We start from the raw sequence: 14,771 nt of genomic DNA, 5'->3' as shown, positions 1-14,771 counted from the left end.
TGTTTTCTTTTTGTTCCGTTTGCAGGGACAGATTCTGCAGCGAACCTCAACTAAATGTACCGGAACGGACGGTGGTTTTCCGTCGTGGGCAGGTGGGGCGAGGTCTCACATGACAATTCTGGTCACTGGCAGCGCCGGCCATCTCGGGGAGGCCCTTCTCCGCACGCTCAGCAGGCGGGGCGCGCCTGTGCGCGGGCTCGATTTGAAGCCATCGCCCTTCACCGATGCGGTCGGCTCGATCGTCGACCCGGGCTTCGTCCGGCGACAGATGCACGGCGTCACCGCGATCATCCACAGCGCGACGCTGCACAAGCCGCATGTGGCGACCCACACCAATCAACAATTCATCGACACCAACGTCGGCGGCACGCTCAATCTGCTCGAGGCGGCTGCGGCCGCCGGCGTGACGAGCTTCGTCTTCACCAGCACCACCAGCGCATTCGGTTCGCAGCTGCGGCGGGAGGCGGGACAGGCCGCGGTGTGGGTCACCGAGGAGCTGCCGCCGGTGCCGAAAAACATCTATGGCACCACCAAGCTGATGGCGGAGAATCTGTGCGAGCTGTTCTCGCGCGAGCGCCGGCTGCCCGTCGTCATTTTGCGAACGTCGCGCTTCTTTCCGGAGGCAGATGACGATGCCGAGCTGCGGTCCGCGTATGCGCCGGAGAATGCGCAAGCCAACGAGCTGCTGTATCGCCGGCTCGATATCGCGGACGCGGTGAGCGCTCATCTTGCCGCCGTCGAGCGCGCGCCTGACATCGGCTTCGCCCGTTACATCGTGTCCGCGACCAGCCCATTCCAGCCGCACCATCTCGCGGCGCTCGCTCGCGACGCAGCTAGCGTCGTACGCGAGCTCTATCCGGATTGCGCGCAACTCTATGCGGCGCGCGGCTGGCAATTGTTCCCGCAGATCGATCGGGTCTACGTCAACGATCGCGCGCGGCGCGAATTGGGCTGGCGTCCCGAATTCGACTTTGCCCATGTCCTGAGCAGCCTTCGCACCGGACAGGATTTTCGCAGCGCGCTGGCGCGGGAGGTCGGATCAAAAGGCTATCATGAGACGACTTTCGACGACGGGCCCTACCCCGTCGCATCGTAATCGCTGCTTTTGCCGTTTTGCTTGGCGCGTCAAATGTATGCCGGGCCTCACCGGAACGAGCCTGGCCCAAGTCGTTCTACTGTGCATGGGGTTGTTTTCGCGTTTTTGTTTGGGGCGACGCCGGGCGGCCGGAAAATGAGCCGCGCGCCATTTTGATTCCGCGTCGCAGCGAGGGTTTTGTTCGCCTCACGGTCGCCTTGATTGACAATCCGTCTCAATTTTTATTCAGCGCAACCCCGGTGCACGCGACGCGCTTTTCAGCACGCGCGGATGTGCTAACCTTTCGGCGTCTGCCTTTTCGACAGACGCAGAACCTCGCCTCTCGACGAATAAAACAAATAACGTGCAGCCCTGATGGCTGCCTTAGGGGAGTGACGCGATGACATTCCATCGATCCGTGTTTCAATCGATCCTGGCGCTTGCAGCGTTTGCCCTTCTTGCGGGGACAAGCGTCGGCCATGCGCAACAGCAAGACAAAAACAAGCCACTGAAGAAATACGAATCCGGCACCAAGGAATTCTGGACCCATCCGCCGGACGACTGGTTCCTCGGCGACGAGACCGAGGCGCAGAAGGGCCTCGCGCCGCCCTCAGGCCCGCCGACCGGCGCCTCCGACGCCGAGCTCGCCAATATCGTCAAGAAGATCAAGTTGCCGGCGGGCTTCAAGATCGACGTCTATGCGTCCGGCGTGCTGGCCGCGCGGCAAATGGCCTGGGGTGACAAGGGCACGCTGTTCGTCGGCTCGTTCGGCCTCGGCAACGTCTATGCCATCACCGACAACAACGGCAAGAAGGAGGTCAAGACGATCCTCAAGGGCCTCAACATGCCCACCGGTCTCGCCTTCAAGGATGGCGCGCTCTATGTCATCGCGGTCGACAAGCTGATCCGCTACGACAATGCGGAAGCCAATCTGGACAAGCTCGGCGAGGGCAAGGTCGTCTATGACGACATGCCGTCTTATGCCGCGCATGGCTGGAAATACATCGCGGTCGACAAGGACGGCTGGTTCTACATTCCGTTCGGACCGCCCTTCAACATCGGCATTCCGCCGACCAGCGTGTCGCAGATCCGGCGCGTCGATCCCAAGACCGGCAACGCCGAAATCTATGCACTCGGCGTCCGCAACTCCGTCGGCGGCGATGTCGATCCGCGCACGGGCAAATACTGGTTCACCGAGAACGCCCGCGATTGGGTGAGCGACGATCTGCCCAGCGACAAGCTCAACATGATCAACAAAATGGGTGAGCACTTCGGCTATCCCTACTGCCACCAGGGCGACCTTCCCGATCCGAAGTTCGCGATGGGGCACAAATGCTCCGAGTTCACGCCGCCCGTGCTGAATCTCGGCGCGCACGTCGCTCCGCTCGGCATGAAGTTCTATACCGGCGACCAATTTCCGCCTGAGTACAAGAACAACATCCTGATCGCCGAGCACGGCTCCTGGAATCGTCACAAGTACCAGGGCGGCCGCATCATGCGCGTGATCGTCGGGCCCGACGGCAAGAACGCCAAGCAGGAGGTGTTCGCCTCCGGCTGGATCGAAGGCGACCAGGGCTATCTCGGCCGTCCCGACGACATCGTCCTCGCCAAGGATGGTTCGATCCTCGTCGCCGACGACTGGGCCGGCGCGATCTATCGCATCAGCTACAAGAAGTAGCGCGTGACGAAACGAGGCTGCGGCAGCCTGTACGGCGGCCGCAGCCTCTTTGTTTTAGTTCCAATGTCGTTCCGGATCGCGCGTTAGCGCGAGTCCGGAACCCATAACCCCGACTGGTGGTTATGGCTTCCGGGCTCGTGCTCCGCACGCCCCGGAATGACGAGCCTGTGAGATCGGATCTCCAAACATGCGTCGGCAGCTTCCCTTACTCGCAATCAGTACGCTTGCGCTGGTCACGCTCAACCCTCTCCCCGCCAGCGCCGCCGATGTCGCGGCCGGTCAGGCAAAAGCAGAAATCTGCGCCGGCTGCCACGGCGACAACGGCATCTCGCAGACCGAGAACATCCCTTCGATTGCCGGCCAGCCGGACCAGTACATCCAGTGGCAGCTCGTGTTCTTCCGTTCCGGCTCGCGCAAGAACGAGCAGATGCAGCCGATCATCGGGGAGATCAACAACGAGGACATCCGCAATCTCGGCGCTTATTTCGCCTCGCTGACGCCGCCGAAGGGCGCGGAGGACAACGACCCCGATCTCTCCAAGAAAGGCGCGCAAGCCGCGGCCGGTCGCCGCTGCGCCTCATGCCATACGGATTCCTATGCCGGCACCAAGGCCGTCGCGCGGCTCGCCGGCCAGCGCGAGGAATATCTGGTGAAGGCGCTGCACGACTACAAAACCAGCCAGCGCGTCGGCGGCGCCGGCGCCGCCATGGCCGAGATCGCCTACTCCCTGAACGAGGAAGAGATCACCGCGCTCGCACATTATCTGGCGCATTTGCAGTAGCGAGCCACGCTGTCGTCCCGGACAAGCGCGCCCCAAGCGCGCGCAGATCCGGGACCCATAACCACAGGAAGATGTAGTTACGGAGATTCGGAGTGACCGCTTCGTGCAGCAACTCGATATCGTGGCTATGGGTCCCGGATCTGCGCTTGCGCTTGTCCGGGACGACAGTTGAGTGTCGAGCTGCTCGCTACCCCTCCCGCTGCCTCTCATACGCCTTTAAATGCGTATAGGCGATGCGCAGCTTCGGCACCGGCACTTTCGCCGCATCGCCGCGCGCGATGAGATCGCCGATGACGTGATCGGCCTCGACCGGCAAGCCTGCCCTGAGGTCGCGGAACATCGACGCCGTCAGCGGCGATCCCTCGGTGGTGAGCATGCCCTTGGCGCGTTCGAAGAACGCACCTGCGGGCGCATAGCCGTAAGCCGTGGCGATCGCGCTGGTTTCATCGAGCATGCCGAGCAGGAAATCCCGGCCGCCGGGGGCGGCGAGGATGTTGCCGACCGAGGTGCGCATCAGGCTGGTGGACGCCGCCAGCGACGACAGGAAGACCCACTTCTCCCACATGTCCTGCATGATGTTTTGGCTGGCGGTTGCGCCATTGATCCCGCTCTTGAATGCCGCGTCGATCGCCTTGACGCGGTCCGACAATTTTCCGTCGCGCTCGCCGTAGTTAATCGACTGCATCGGCTGAAGCTGCACCACTTCGCGCTTCTCGTTCAGCGTCGCCGCGATGGCGCAGAGGCCGCCGAGCACGCGCTCCTTGCCGAACTTGCCGTCGAGCGTGTCGAGATGCTTCATGCCGTTGAGCATCGGGATGATTGCGGTGTTAGGGCCGACCGCCGCCGCGAAGGAGTTGATGGCGTCGTCGAGGTCGAACGCCTTGCAGCTCAACAGCACGACGTCGAACTTGTCCTTGAGCTTGTCGGCCTCGACCCGCGGCGGATCCTTCAGCGTCACATCGCCATTCGGGCTCTTGATGACGAGGCCGGCGCTCGCAAGCTCCGCGGCGCGCCTTGGCCGGACCAGGAAGGTGACGTCGCGACCGGCCTGCAACAGCCTGCCGCCAAAATAGCCGCCGATGGCGCCAGCGCCGACCACGAGGATACGCATGGGATTGTCCTTGTTGTTTCTTGCCGTCGTTGTTGTTTCTTGCCGTCGTCCTGGCTTTCGTCAAGACGACATCAGAGATGATGGCTCGATCTATCCATCATACGAAAATCACTTCCCCGACACCATCTCCTCGACCTCGCGCAACTGCTCCTTGCCGAAGAACATCTCGTCACCGACGAAGAACGTCGGCGAGCCGAACGCGCCGCGCGCGACCGCCTCCTCGGTGTTCTTGATCAGTCTGCCCTTCACCTCCGGCTCCTGGGCTCGGGCGAACAGCTTTTGGGCATCGAGGCCGGAGGACGCGAGCGCTTTCGCGGCGACGTCGGGATCATCCATCTTCTTCGGCTCGCGCCACATGTGGTGGAATGCGGCGTCGACATAGGCCTCGAATACACCTTCGACCTGCGCCGCAATCGCGGCGCGCATCAGGTTCAGCGTGTTGACAGGGAAGAAGGGATTCCAGACATAGGGCGGGACCTGAAAACGCTTGACGAAACGTTCGGTTTCGACCGCGTGGAATTCGCGCTTGTTCTTGACGCCGGCGAGGGTTTCGGCGGGCGACTTGTTGTTGGTCGACTTGAAGATACCGCCGAGCAGGATCGGAACATATTCGAATTTCACGCCGATCCGCTGCTCGATCGCCGGAATAGCCAGATGGCTGAGATAGGCGTTCGGGCTGCCGAAATCGAACAGGAATTGCGGGGCTGTGCGGGTCAAAATCGTCCTCCCTGACATCGCTTTTGTCACATAGTGGCGCAGGGCGCGCCACAGGTCCACCGTATAATGATGGTCATAATACCTTGACGCTCCGGTTAGATCAGACGCCGGATCGCGCGCTTGCGCCACACCAGCAGGTAATAGCCCATCTGCAACACGAACATGGCGCAGAACACGATCGGATAGGCGGCCCATACGCCCTGAACGCCGACCGCGCGGCTCAGGATCACCGCCGCCGGCAGCTCGATCGCGACGATGGCGAAGATCGCCAGCAGCATCGGCGTCAGCGCCACGCCGGCGGCGCGCATTGCACCCGAGAACACCGTCGCCATGCCGAACGGCACCGAGCTCCACAACGCGATGTGAAGCAATTCCTTGGCGAGATCGAGCACAGCGCCGTCGGTAATGAAGATGCCGAGCACCGCACGCGGCGCGAGATAAATCAGCGCCACAAGTCCCCCGGTCAGGACCAGGTTGAACGCGAGGCCAGTGCGCACGATGCCCTCGAGGCGCGCTTTGTCGCCGCTGCCGATCGCTTGCGCGCCGAGGATCGAGACCGCGATCGAAATCGAGATCGCCGTGAACTGGGTGTAGCCCATCACCTGGTTGACGGCGCCGTAGGCCGCGGTGGCGTCGGAGCCGAAGCCGTTGACGAGGCCGAGCAGCACCAGCTCGGCGATCGCCATGACCACCATGCCGATCGCGCTCGGCAGTCCGATACTGAGGATCCTTCCAAATACGGCGCCGCTGGGCCGCAGATGGCGCAGCAGTGCAGCGTCCGGTGCCAGCGCATGCTTCTTGCGCCGCAGATAGGAAGCCAGCGCGATCAGCGTCAGCGCGTTGGCGATCGCGGATGCCCAGGCGGGGCTACAGATGCCGGTCGCGGGCATTCCGAACATGCCGCGGATCAGCATCGGCGTCAGGATCAGGCCGATCGTGGTCGACAAGGCCAGCGCCAACAACGGCGTCACCGCGTCGCCCACGCCGCGAATCATCGCGGTCGTCAGCAGGAAGGTGAAGCCGAGCGGCATCGTGACCAGCATCGCGCGCGCATAAGCGCTGGCCTGGTCGAGAATATCGGCCGGCGTGGCGAGCGCCATCATCAATTGCCGGCCGAACATCCCGCCGACCAGTGCAACAGACATCGAGAGCAGCAGGCCGACTGCGAGAGTCGTGCCGACGATGCCTCTGATCCGGCCGTGCTCGCCGGCGCCAAAGGCCTGCCCGATCAGCACGGTGGCGCCGGTGCTCAGGCCCATGACGAAGGCGAACAGGAAGAACATCACCGGGAACAACACCGAGACCGCCGCGAGCGCATCGACGCCGATCATCTGGCCGAGATAAACATTGCTGATCGTGCCGAACAACGATTGCAACGCGTTGCTCAGCATCAACGGTGCGAGGAAGCGCAGGAAGGTTTTCCAGAGTGGCTTTGGCGCGGACATGGATGGGCCTTTCATCAGGGCGAGCAAGACCGTTGCCGCGCGAAGCACGCGCGGCCTGGCCGTCGATGGGGTGGTTGGAGAGCGGCGCGGCTTAAGCGCGGTCGCTATAGGCGAGCTTGACGATGTGGTCGCGGATGTCGGCGGGCCAGTCGGCGATCAGTCCGGTAAAGCGGCGCCGGTCATCGGCGAACAGCGCACGCGAGGCTTCCTCGAACTGCGGCAGGTTGCCGGCCATGGTCGACATGAAATGATAGGCCGCATCGCGCGCCTGCCGCTCGCGGTCCTTGTCGCCGCTGGTGCGCCGCGCCTCCTCGACCAGCTTGCGCAGCGCGACCGAGGCGCCGCCCGGCTGCGCGTTGAGCCACTCCCAGTGGCGCGGCAGCAAGGTCACCTCGCGCGCGACCACGCCGAGCTTCGGCCGGCCGCGCCCGCGCGGCTCGCTCGCTGGTTCGGGGACGTCGGGCGGCGGCGGCACGAGCTTCGCCACCCGCGCCAGCACCTCGCGATCGCCGCCACGCAGATCGAAATCGATCGATCGGCCCGTGCTGTCCTCGAAGATGATGATGGGCTCGTCCGGCCGCGCTGCCATTCGCTTGACCACCAGCGCGACCTCTCCAGCCGGTCCGGACGCCAGGCGCCGCTGGCCCTGGAAGGCGGTGAAAGTCCTATGCATCGAAATCATTGCCAAAACTTGCGACGTTGGCCTCTTAATACCCGGGTAAATTGCCAACGTCAATATACCCGGGTGAAATTATCGTCCGCACGGCTCGACATTGCCGTCCCGGGCTGGCACGAACGCGCGGCCAACCGACCACCGCAAGCTGGGGACCTCCGATGCTGACCGTTCATCACCTCAACAATTCACGCTCGCAGCGCGTGCTGTGGCTGCTCGAGGAGTTGGGGGTGCCCTACGAGATCGTGCGCTATCAGCGTCAGCCGGACATGCGCGCACCGAAGGAGCTCCGCGCCATCCACCCGCTCGGCAAGTCGCCGGTCATCACCGACAACGGCAACACCGTCGCCGAGTCCGGCGCGATCATCGAATATCTGATCGCGACCTACGGCAACGGCCGGCTGATCCCGCCGCCGAACACGCCGGAGCGGCTGCGCTTCACCTATTGGCTGCATTACGCCGAGGGTTCTGCGATGCAGCCTCTGCTGTTGAAATTGCTGTTCACGTTGATGCCGAAGCGCGCGCCGGCCTTGCTGCGGCCTCTGGTGCGCAAGGTCTCGAACCAGGCGCTGACGGGGTTGGTCAATCCGCAGCTCAAGCAGCACATGGATTACTGGGAAAGCGAGCTCGGCAAGTCCGAGTGGTTCGCCGGCAACGAGTTCAGCGCCGCCGACATCCAGATGAGCTTTCCGCTCGAAGCAGCGCAGGCGCGCGGCGGCCTCGAGCAGGGCCATCCCAGGGCGATGGCGTTCCTCGAACGCATCCACGCCCGCCCGGCTTACAGCCGCGCCCTCGAGAAGGGCGGGCCGTACCTGGTCGGACGATAAGCCACTTTGATCGTCATTCCGGGATGGTCCAAAGGACCAGACCTCAGGTGCGCAATTGCGCACCGGGGACTCTCGAGGTTCCGGGTTCACGCTTCGCGTGCCCCGGAACGACGTTGACTGCTAGTCCGGGTGCAGCACGCGACCGCGCGTCTCCGGCAATGCGAATGCGGCAATGAAGAACACCGCGTAAGCCACCACCGCAAAGATGGCGATCGCATTGGCAAGCGACGCCGTCGCTGAGAGCGCGCCGACCAGGAACGGAAACAGCGCGCCGATGCCGCGGCCGAAATTGTAGCAAAAGCCCTGGCCCGAGCCGCGCAAGCGCGTCGGATAGAGTTCAGTCAGGAAGGCGCCGACGCCGGAGAAATAACCCGAGGCGAAGAAACCAAGCGGGAAGCCCAGCACCCACAGGATCTGGTTGGTCAGCGGCAGCTGCGTATAGAGCAGCACCACGGCAATTGCGCCGAGCGAGAAGGTCAGGAACAAATTGCGCCGTCCGATCCGGTCGGCGAGCCAGGCGCCGACGAGATAACCGACGAAGGAGCCGATGATCAGCGTCGACAGATAGCCGGTCGAGCCGACGATCGACAGATGCCGCTCCTTGGTCAGGAACTGCGGCACCCAGAACGTGACGGCGTAGTAGCCGCCCTGGCAGCCCGTCGCCATCAGCGACGCTAAAATCGTGGTCTTCAGGATCGGGCCGGAGAAGATTTCCCAGAGCGCCGGACGATTGCCGCTCTCAGCGTGCCTGGCGCGCGCCGCCGCCGCGATCTCCGGCTCAGTGACGGAGCGGCGAATATAAAACACCAGCAGTGCGGGCAGCGCCCCGATCACGAACATCCAGCGCCATGCCGTTTCGGCCGGAATCAGCGAGAATAGGATCGCCTGCGACAGCACCGCGAGTCCCCAGCCGACAGCCCAGCCCGACTGCACCGAGCCGACCGCGCGCCCGCGATATTGCGGCCGGATCGCTTCGCCCATCAGCACGGCGCCCGCGGCCCACTCGCCGCCGAAGCCGAGGCCCAGCACCGCGCGGGCGATCAGAAGCTGCTCGAAATTCTGCACCACTGCGCAGACCAGCGAGAACACCGAGAACCAGAGGATGGTGATCTGCAGTGTCCTGACCCGGCCGATATGGTCGGAGAGATAGCCGCCAAGCCAGCCGCCGATGGCAGACGCCAGCAGCGTCACCGTGCCGGCGAGGCCGGCAGAGCCCGGATCGACCTTCCACAGCGCGATGATGGTCCCGATCACCAGCGGGTAGATCATGAAATCCATGCCGTCGAGCGCCCAGCCCGCGGCGCAGGCCCAGAACGTCCGCCGTTCCGGCGCATTCATGTCGCGATAGAAGGCGAGAAGGCTGGTGTCCTCGATCTCGGCGCGTTCAATGCGCTCGGTCGGATCGGCTGTGGTCATCTGCGTTTCCCCGGGCAATTTTTTGTGTCCCGCGGTGGTAGCACGGGCGGCGGCCGGCGCAAGCCGGTGCGTGCTGTCATGCCATGCGAGGGCCGCGTTACTGTCCCGCGGCTGCAGCGCCGCGGGTGCGCGGATCGGGCGCGCCGAGCGGGCCGTTCGGCGTTACGAGAATCGAATTGGCGGAGGTCTGTCCCATCGGCTCGACGATGAGGTGGTCCATCGCTTTGAGCTCGAACAGGACGTCGTCGGGAAAGCCGCGCTCGACGCGCACCTCGTCCGGCAACCATTGGTGATGCAGCCGCGGCGCGGCCACGGCGGCCGCCACGTCCATCTTGTAGTCGAGCACGTTGACGATGACCTGGAGCACGGTCGAGATGATGCGGCTGCCGCCGGGCGAGCCGGTCACCAGCACTGGTTTGCCGTCCTTCAACACGATGGTCGGCGACATCGAGGACAGTGGGCGCTTGCCCGGTCCGGGCAGATTGGCCTCGTAGCCGACCAGGCCATAGGCGTTGGAGGCGCCGACCGCCGCGGTGAAATCGTCAAGCTCGTTGTTGAGCAGCACGCCGGTGCCGCCGGCGACGAGACCGACGCCGTAGCTAAAGTTCAGCGTATAGGTATTGCTGACGGCATTGCCGCGGGCATCGACGACAGAAAAATGCGTGGTGTTGCTGCCTTCGCGCGGCGAAGCCGCGATGGCCACAATATCCTTTGCGGGCGTGGCGCGAGCGGTGGAGATGCCGGCGCGCAGCCTGGCAGCGTAGTCCTTGGCGGTCAGCGTCTCGATCGGCGCGTTGACGAAGGCGGAATCGCCGAGATAGCGCGCGCGATCCGCATAGGCGCGCTTCATGGCTTCGATGAGGAGATGCAGCGACGCCGGTGAACCCTGCTTCAGATCTCCGAGTTGAAAACCTTCAAGGATGTTGAGGGTCTCCACCAGCACCACACCGCCGGAGGACGGCAGCGGCATCGACACGATGTCATAGCCCCGATAGGTGCCGCGCACCGGTGCACGGATCACTGGCACGTAGGCCTTCAGATCGGCTGATGTCATGATGCCGCCGACGTCCGACACGGCCTTGGCGAGCTTGTCCGCCACCGGACCCTGATAGAAGCCGCGCGGCCCTTGCGCCGCAACGGCCGACAGCGTGTCGGCGAGATCGCTCTGCACCAGCCTATCGCCTTCACTGAGCGCCTTGCCGTCAGGCCGCGAGAAGATCCTGGCGGAGGACGGCCAGTGCGCCAGCCGCGGGTACAGGCCCGGCAGGGTATCGGCGATATCGTCGCTGACGACAAAGCCGTCGCGGGCGAGTGCGATCGCGGGCTCCAGCAATTGCGCCAGCGTGAACTGGCCCGAGCCGTATTTCTCCAGCGCCAGCGCGAGTCCCGCGACCGTGCCGGGCACGCCGATGCCGAGCGCGGAATCGCGCGACTTGGCGGCATCAGGTTTGCCGTCGGGTCCGAGGAAGATCTGTGGCGTCGTCGCCGCCGGTGCGGTCTCGCGATAATCGATCGCGATGTCCTCGTTGCGCTCAGTGGAGTGGATCACCATGAAGCCGCCGCCGCCGATATTGCCGGCGCGCGGATAGGTCACCGCCATGGCAAAGCCGGTTGCGACCGCGGCGTCGACCGCATTGCCGCCGCGCCGCAGGATGTCGGCCCCAACTTGCGCAGCCATCTTCTCCTGCGCCACCACCATGCCGTGCTCGGCGGGAACGGCGTGCACCGTGTCGAGCGCGGGCGGAACATAAGCCCGCCGCGCATCCTGCGCGGTCGCGGATGCAAGGCCAAACGCCAGAGTGGCAATGAGGGCGAAAAACGCCCGCCGTGTCGAAAATGACGACATCATCAAATTTCCGCCGTGGCTTCGGGCCAATTCACTGCGCCGCAATGCTATACGGTTTGCCCCACGAGAGACAAAACTGTTCGTGAAGAGGACTACGTGATGACGACGATCGCCCCGGATGCGCGCATGGCCGTCGCTCAGCCGACCTATCCGCCGCGCGCCGCCGTCATCGGCTGGATCTTCTTCGATTGGGCCGCGCAGCCTTATTTCACGCTGATCACGACCTTCGTGTTCGCGCCCTATTTCGCCACGAGCGTCGCGCCGGATCCTGCCACCGGACAATCGCTGTGGGGTTTCACGATGGCTGCCGCGGGCCTGGCGATCGCCCTGCTGTCGCCGCTGTTAGGCGCCATCGCGGATGCCTCCGGTCGGCGAAAGCCATGGATCGCGGCGTTCGGCGCCGTCTTGGTGGTGGCCTCCTGCGCGCTTTGGATCGGCAAGCCCGGGGATCACACCATCATTGCGCCGCTGCTCACTGCGGTCGCGCTTGCCAGCGTCGGCGCGGAGTTCGCCACCGTTTTCAACAATGCAATGATGCCGACCCTGGTGCCACCGGAGCGGATCGGCCGGCTCTCCGGCACGGGCTGGGCCACGGGATACATCGGCGGCATCGTCAGCCTGATCATCGTGCTCGGCTTCCTCGCCGCCAATCCCGAGACCGGGCGGACGCTGCTCGGATTCTCGCCGCTGTTCGGGCTCGATCCCGCCAGCCATGAAGGCGACCGCGCCGCGGGTCCGTTGACCGGGCTGTGGTTCATCGTCTTCGTGACGCCGATGTTCGTGTTCACGCCGGATTATCCGGCGAAGCGACCGCTGCGCGCGGCGCTGCGCGAGGGGCTCTCCGGACTGAAGCAATCGCTACAGAGCCTGCCGCAGCAGAAGTCGCTGGCGGCATTTCTGCTCGCCAACATGATCTACACCGACGGCTTGGTCTCGCTGTTTGCATTCGGCGGCATCTACGCCGCGGGCACCTTCGGCTGGCATACGATCCAGATCGGCACGTTTGGCATCATCCTCGCCATCGCCGGCACCTTTGGCGCGTGGCTTGGCGGCAAGCTCGACGAGCTTCTGGGGCCGAAGCGCGTCATCGCCGGCAGCATGCTGATCCTGCTGCTGGCGCTCGCGGCCATTCTTCTCGTCGACAAGGACTCGATCTTCTTCGTCAAAGTTGCGCCACCGGAGCCCGGAGGTGCGCTGTTCGCGGGTGCCGCGGAGCGCGCCTACGTCATCCTGGGCTGTCTGATTGGCGCAGCCGGCGGCCCGCTTCAGGCGGCCTCGCGCACGCTGTTGATCCGCCTCGCGCCGAAGGACCGTATCGCGCAGTATTTTGGCCTGTTTGCACTGACCGGAAAGGTGACGTCGTTCATCGGCCCTCTATTGATCGGCCTGATCACTGCGGCAACCGCGAGCCAGAAGGCCGGCATGGCCGTGCTGGTGGTGTTCTTCGTCGCGGGGCTGGGGCTGTTGATGCGGGTGCGCGAGTCCTAACTCCCATCGTCGTCCCGTAGCCCGGATGGAGCGCAGCGCAATCCGGGAAACCTGCTGCTTCAGAGACGCTGATCCGGATTGCGCTGCGCTTCATCCGGGCTACCCGCGTGGTGAGCCTTAATGCCGGAAATGCCGGGTTCCCGTGAACACCATGGCGATGCCGTGCTCGTCGGCCGCCTTGATCACCTCGTCGTCGCGCATCGAGCCGCCGGGCTGCACCACGGCGGTGGCGCCGGCTTCGATGCAGGCGAGCATCCCGTCGGCGAACGGGAAGAACGCGTCCGAAGCCACGACAGAGCCCTTGGTGAGCGGCTCGGCAAGCTTCAACTCGCTGGCTGCATCTTGCGCCTTGCGCGCCGCGATGCGGGCTGAATCGACCCGGCTCATCTGGCCCGCGCCGATACCGACCGTGGCGAGATCCTTGGCGTAGATGATCGTGTTCGACTTGACGTGCTTGGCGACCCGGAACGCGAACTTCAGGTCGCGCATCTCGGCGTCGGTCGGGGCACGCCTGGTCACGACCTTGAAGGTCATGTCGTCGACCACGGCGTTGTCGCGGCTCTGCACCAGAAGGCCGCCGGCGACCGTCTTCGCGGTCAGGCCCGGCGAACGCGGATCGGGCAGGCTGCCGGCGAGGAGCAGGCGCAGATTCTTGCGCGCGCCGATGATGGCGATCGCCTCTTCGCTGGCATCGGGCGCGATGATCACTTCGGTGAAGATTTTGGTGATCTCGCGCGCGGTGTCGGCATCCAGCGCGCGGTTCATCGCGATGATGCCGCCGAAGGCGGAGGTGGAATCGCAGGCGAGCGCCTTGCGGTAGGCGCTGACGAGATCGGAGCCTTCCGCGACGCCGCAGGGATTGGCGTGCTTGACGATGACGCAGGCCGCGGTGCGCTTGGCGTCGAACTCGCCGATGCACTCATAGGCCGCATCGGTGTCGTTGATGTTGTTGTAGGAGAGCTCCTTGCCCTGCAACTGCCGCGCGGTCGAGACACCAGGCCGCTTGTCCGGCGTCGCATAGAACGCGGCAGTCTGGTGCGGGTTCTCGCCATAGCGCAGCGACTGGATCAGCCTGCCGCCGAAGGCACGGAAATCGGGTGCGTCGATCTCGAGCTGACGTGCGAACCAGTTCGAGATCGCGGCATCGTAAGCGCCGGTGCGCGCATAGGCCTTTGCCGCAAGCCGCCGCCGCAGCTTCAGCGTGGTCGCGCCGTTGTTGGCGGCGAGTTCGTCGAGCACGGCCTGGTAGTCCTGGGCCTCGACCACGACAGCGACGTCATCATGATTCTTCGCGGCGGCGCGGATCATCGCGGGGCCGCCAATGTCGATGTTCTCGATGCACTCCTCGAAGCCGGCGCCTTTGTCGACGGTGGCCTCGAACGGATAGAGGTTGACGACGAGAAGATCGATCGGCGCGATGCCATGCGCCTTCATCGCCTCCGCATGCTCCTTGTTGTCGCGAATCGCGAGCAGGCCGCCATGCACCTTCGGATGCAGCGTCTTGACGCGGCCGTCCATCATCTCGGGAAAGCCGGTCAACTCGGAGACGTCTTTCACCTTAAGGCCGGCCGCAGCAATCGCTTTGGCCGTGCCGCCGGTGGACACGAGTTCGACGCCATGCGCGGCAAGCGCCCGGGCGAATTCGATCAGGCCGGTCTTGTCGGAAACGGAGAGAAGAGCGCGGGTGACGCGGCGGGGATGGTCAGTCATGAGC

The 14,771-nt window shown here is 64.5% G+C and carries 12 protein-coding genes; 5 read left to right on the top strand and 7 right to left on the bottom strand.

All coding sequences use genetic code 11. The features are described 5' to 3' along the window. The first annotated feature begins 109 nt into the window (after positions 1–109). From AB8Z38_RS23125 to AB8Z38_RS23115, 3 genes are all read left to right on the top strand, one after another. The gene (locus tag AB8Z38_RS23125) at positions 110–1,096 is read left to right on the top strand and encodes an NAD-dependent epimerase/dehydratase family protein (RefSeq protein ID WP_369720098.1); all 987 of its coding nucleotides are present in this window, start codon (positions 110–112) and stop codon (positions 1,094–1,096) included. Between the two features lie 379 nt (positions 1,097–1,475). After that, positions 1,476–2,753 carry a sorbosone dehydrogenase family protein gene (locus tag AB8Z38_RS23120; protein WP_369720097.1) on the top strand — a complete coding sequence of 426 codons (1,278 nt, stop codon included), beginning with the start codon at positions 1,476–1,478 and terminating at the stop codon, positions 2,751–2,753. Positions 2,754–2,940: 187 nt separating this feature from the next. After that, on the top strand, positions 2,941–3,534 hold the full coding sequence (locus AB8Z38_RS23115; protein WP_369720096.1) for a cytochrome c: 594 nt from the start codon (positions 2,941–2,943) through the stop codon (positions 3,532–3,534). A gap of 187 nt (positions 3,535–3,721) precedes the next feature. Here the strand turns inward: AB8Z38_RS23115 and panE are convergent, their stop codons facing one another. The 4 genes from panE to AB8Z38_RS23095 form a co-directional block, all read right to left on the bottom strand. Then, positions 3,722–4,645: a 2-dehydropantoate 2-reductase gene (panE, locus tag AB8Z38_RS23110; protein ID WP_369720095.1), complete on the bottom strand. Its 924-nt coding sequence runs from the start codon at positions 4,643–4,645 to the stop codon at positions 3,722–3,724. A 108-nt stretch (positions 4,646–4,753) separates the two neighbouring features. Next, the gene (locus AB8Z38_RS23105) at positions 4,754–5,362 is read right to left on the bottom strand and encodes a 2-hydroxychromene-2-carboxylate isomerase (RefSeq protein ID WP_369720094.1); all 609 of its coding nucleotides are present in this window, start codon (positions 5,360–5,362) and stop codon (positions 4,754–4,756) included. Positions 5,363–5,457: 95 nt separating this feature from the next. Next, positions 5,458–6,807 carry an MATE family efflux transporter gene (locus AB8Z38_RS23100; protein ID WP_369720093.1) on the bottom strand — a complete coding sequence of 450 codons (1,350 nt, stop codon included), beginning with the start codon at positions 6,805–6,807 and terminating at the stop codon, positions 5,458–5,460. A gap of 91 nt (positions 6,808–6,898) precedes the next feature. Then, positions 6,899–7,480, bottom strand: coding sequence for a DUF2239 family protein (locus tag AB8Z38_RS23095; RefSeq protein WP_369720092.1), 582 nt, complete (start codon positions 7,478–7,480; stop codon positions 6,899–6,901). Between the two features lie 161 nt (positions 7,481–7,641). Between AB8Z38_RS23095 and AB8Z38_RS23090 the strand changes: the two genes are divergently transcribed. Further along, positions 7,642–8,307 carry a glutathione S-transferase family protein gene (locus AB8Z38_RS23090; RefSeq protein ID WP_369720091.1) on the top strand — a complete coding sequence of 222 codons (666 nt, stop codon included), beginning with the start codon at positions 7,642–7,644 and terminating at the stop codon, positions 8,305–8,307. 120 nt (positions 8,308–8,427) lie between these two features. On the opposite strand, the gene AB8Z38_RS23085 is transcribed toward AB8Z38_RS23090, so the two are convergent. Continuing rightward, complete coding sequence (locus AB8Z38_RS23085; RefSeq protein WP_369720090.1) at positions 8,428–9,723, bottom strand: MFS transporter; 1,296 nt, start codon at positions 9,721–9,723, stop codon at positions 8,428–8,430. Between the two features lie 97 nt (positions 9,724–9,820). Next, a complete protein-coding gene (ggt, locus tag AB8Z38_RS23080) occupies positions 9,821–11,572 on the bottom strand; it encodes a gamma-glutamyltransferase (RefSeq protein WP_369720089.1) in 1,752 nt (583 codons plus the stop codon). Between the two features lie 96 nt (positions 11,573–11,668). Between ggt and AB8Z38_RS23075 the strand changes: the two genes are divergently transcribed. Next, positions 11,669–13,057: an MFS transporter gene (locus AB8Z38_RS23075; protein WP_369720088.1), complete on the top strand. Its 1,389-nt coding sequence runs from the start codon at positions 11,669–11,671 to the stop codon at positions 13,055–13,057. Between the two features lie 117 nt (positions 13,058–13,174). On the opposite strand, the gene purH is transcribed toward AB8Z38_RS23075, so the two are convergent. Continuing rightward, on the bottom strand, positions 13,175–14,767 hold the full coding sequence (gene purH / locus AB8Z38_RS23070) for a bifunctional phosphoribosylaminoimidazolecarboxamide formyltransferase/IMP cyclohydrolase (RefSeq protein ID WP_369720087.1): 1,593 nt from the start codon (positions 14,765–14,767) through the stop codon (positions 13,175–13,177). Between the last annotated feature and the right edge of the window lie 4 nt (positions 14,768–14,771).

This window comes from Bradyrhizobium sp. LLZ17, from assembly GCF_041200145.1.
In the GTDB taxonomy this organism is placed as follows: Bacteria; Pseudomonadota; Alphaproteobacteria; order Rhizobiales; family Xanthobacteraceae; genus Bradyrhizobium.
This window is presented reverse-complemented; position numbering and strand designations above follow the sequence as displayed.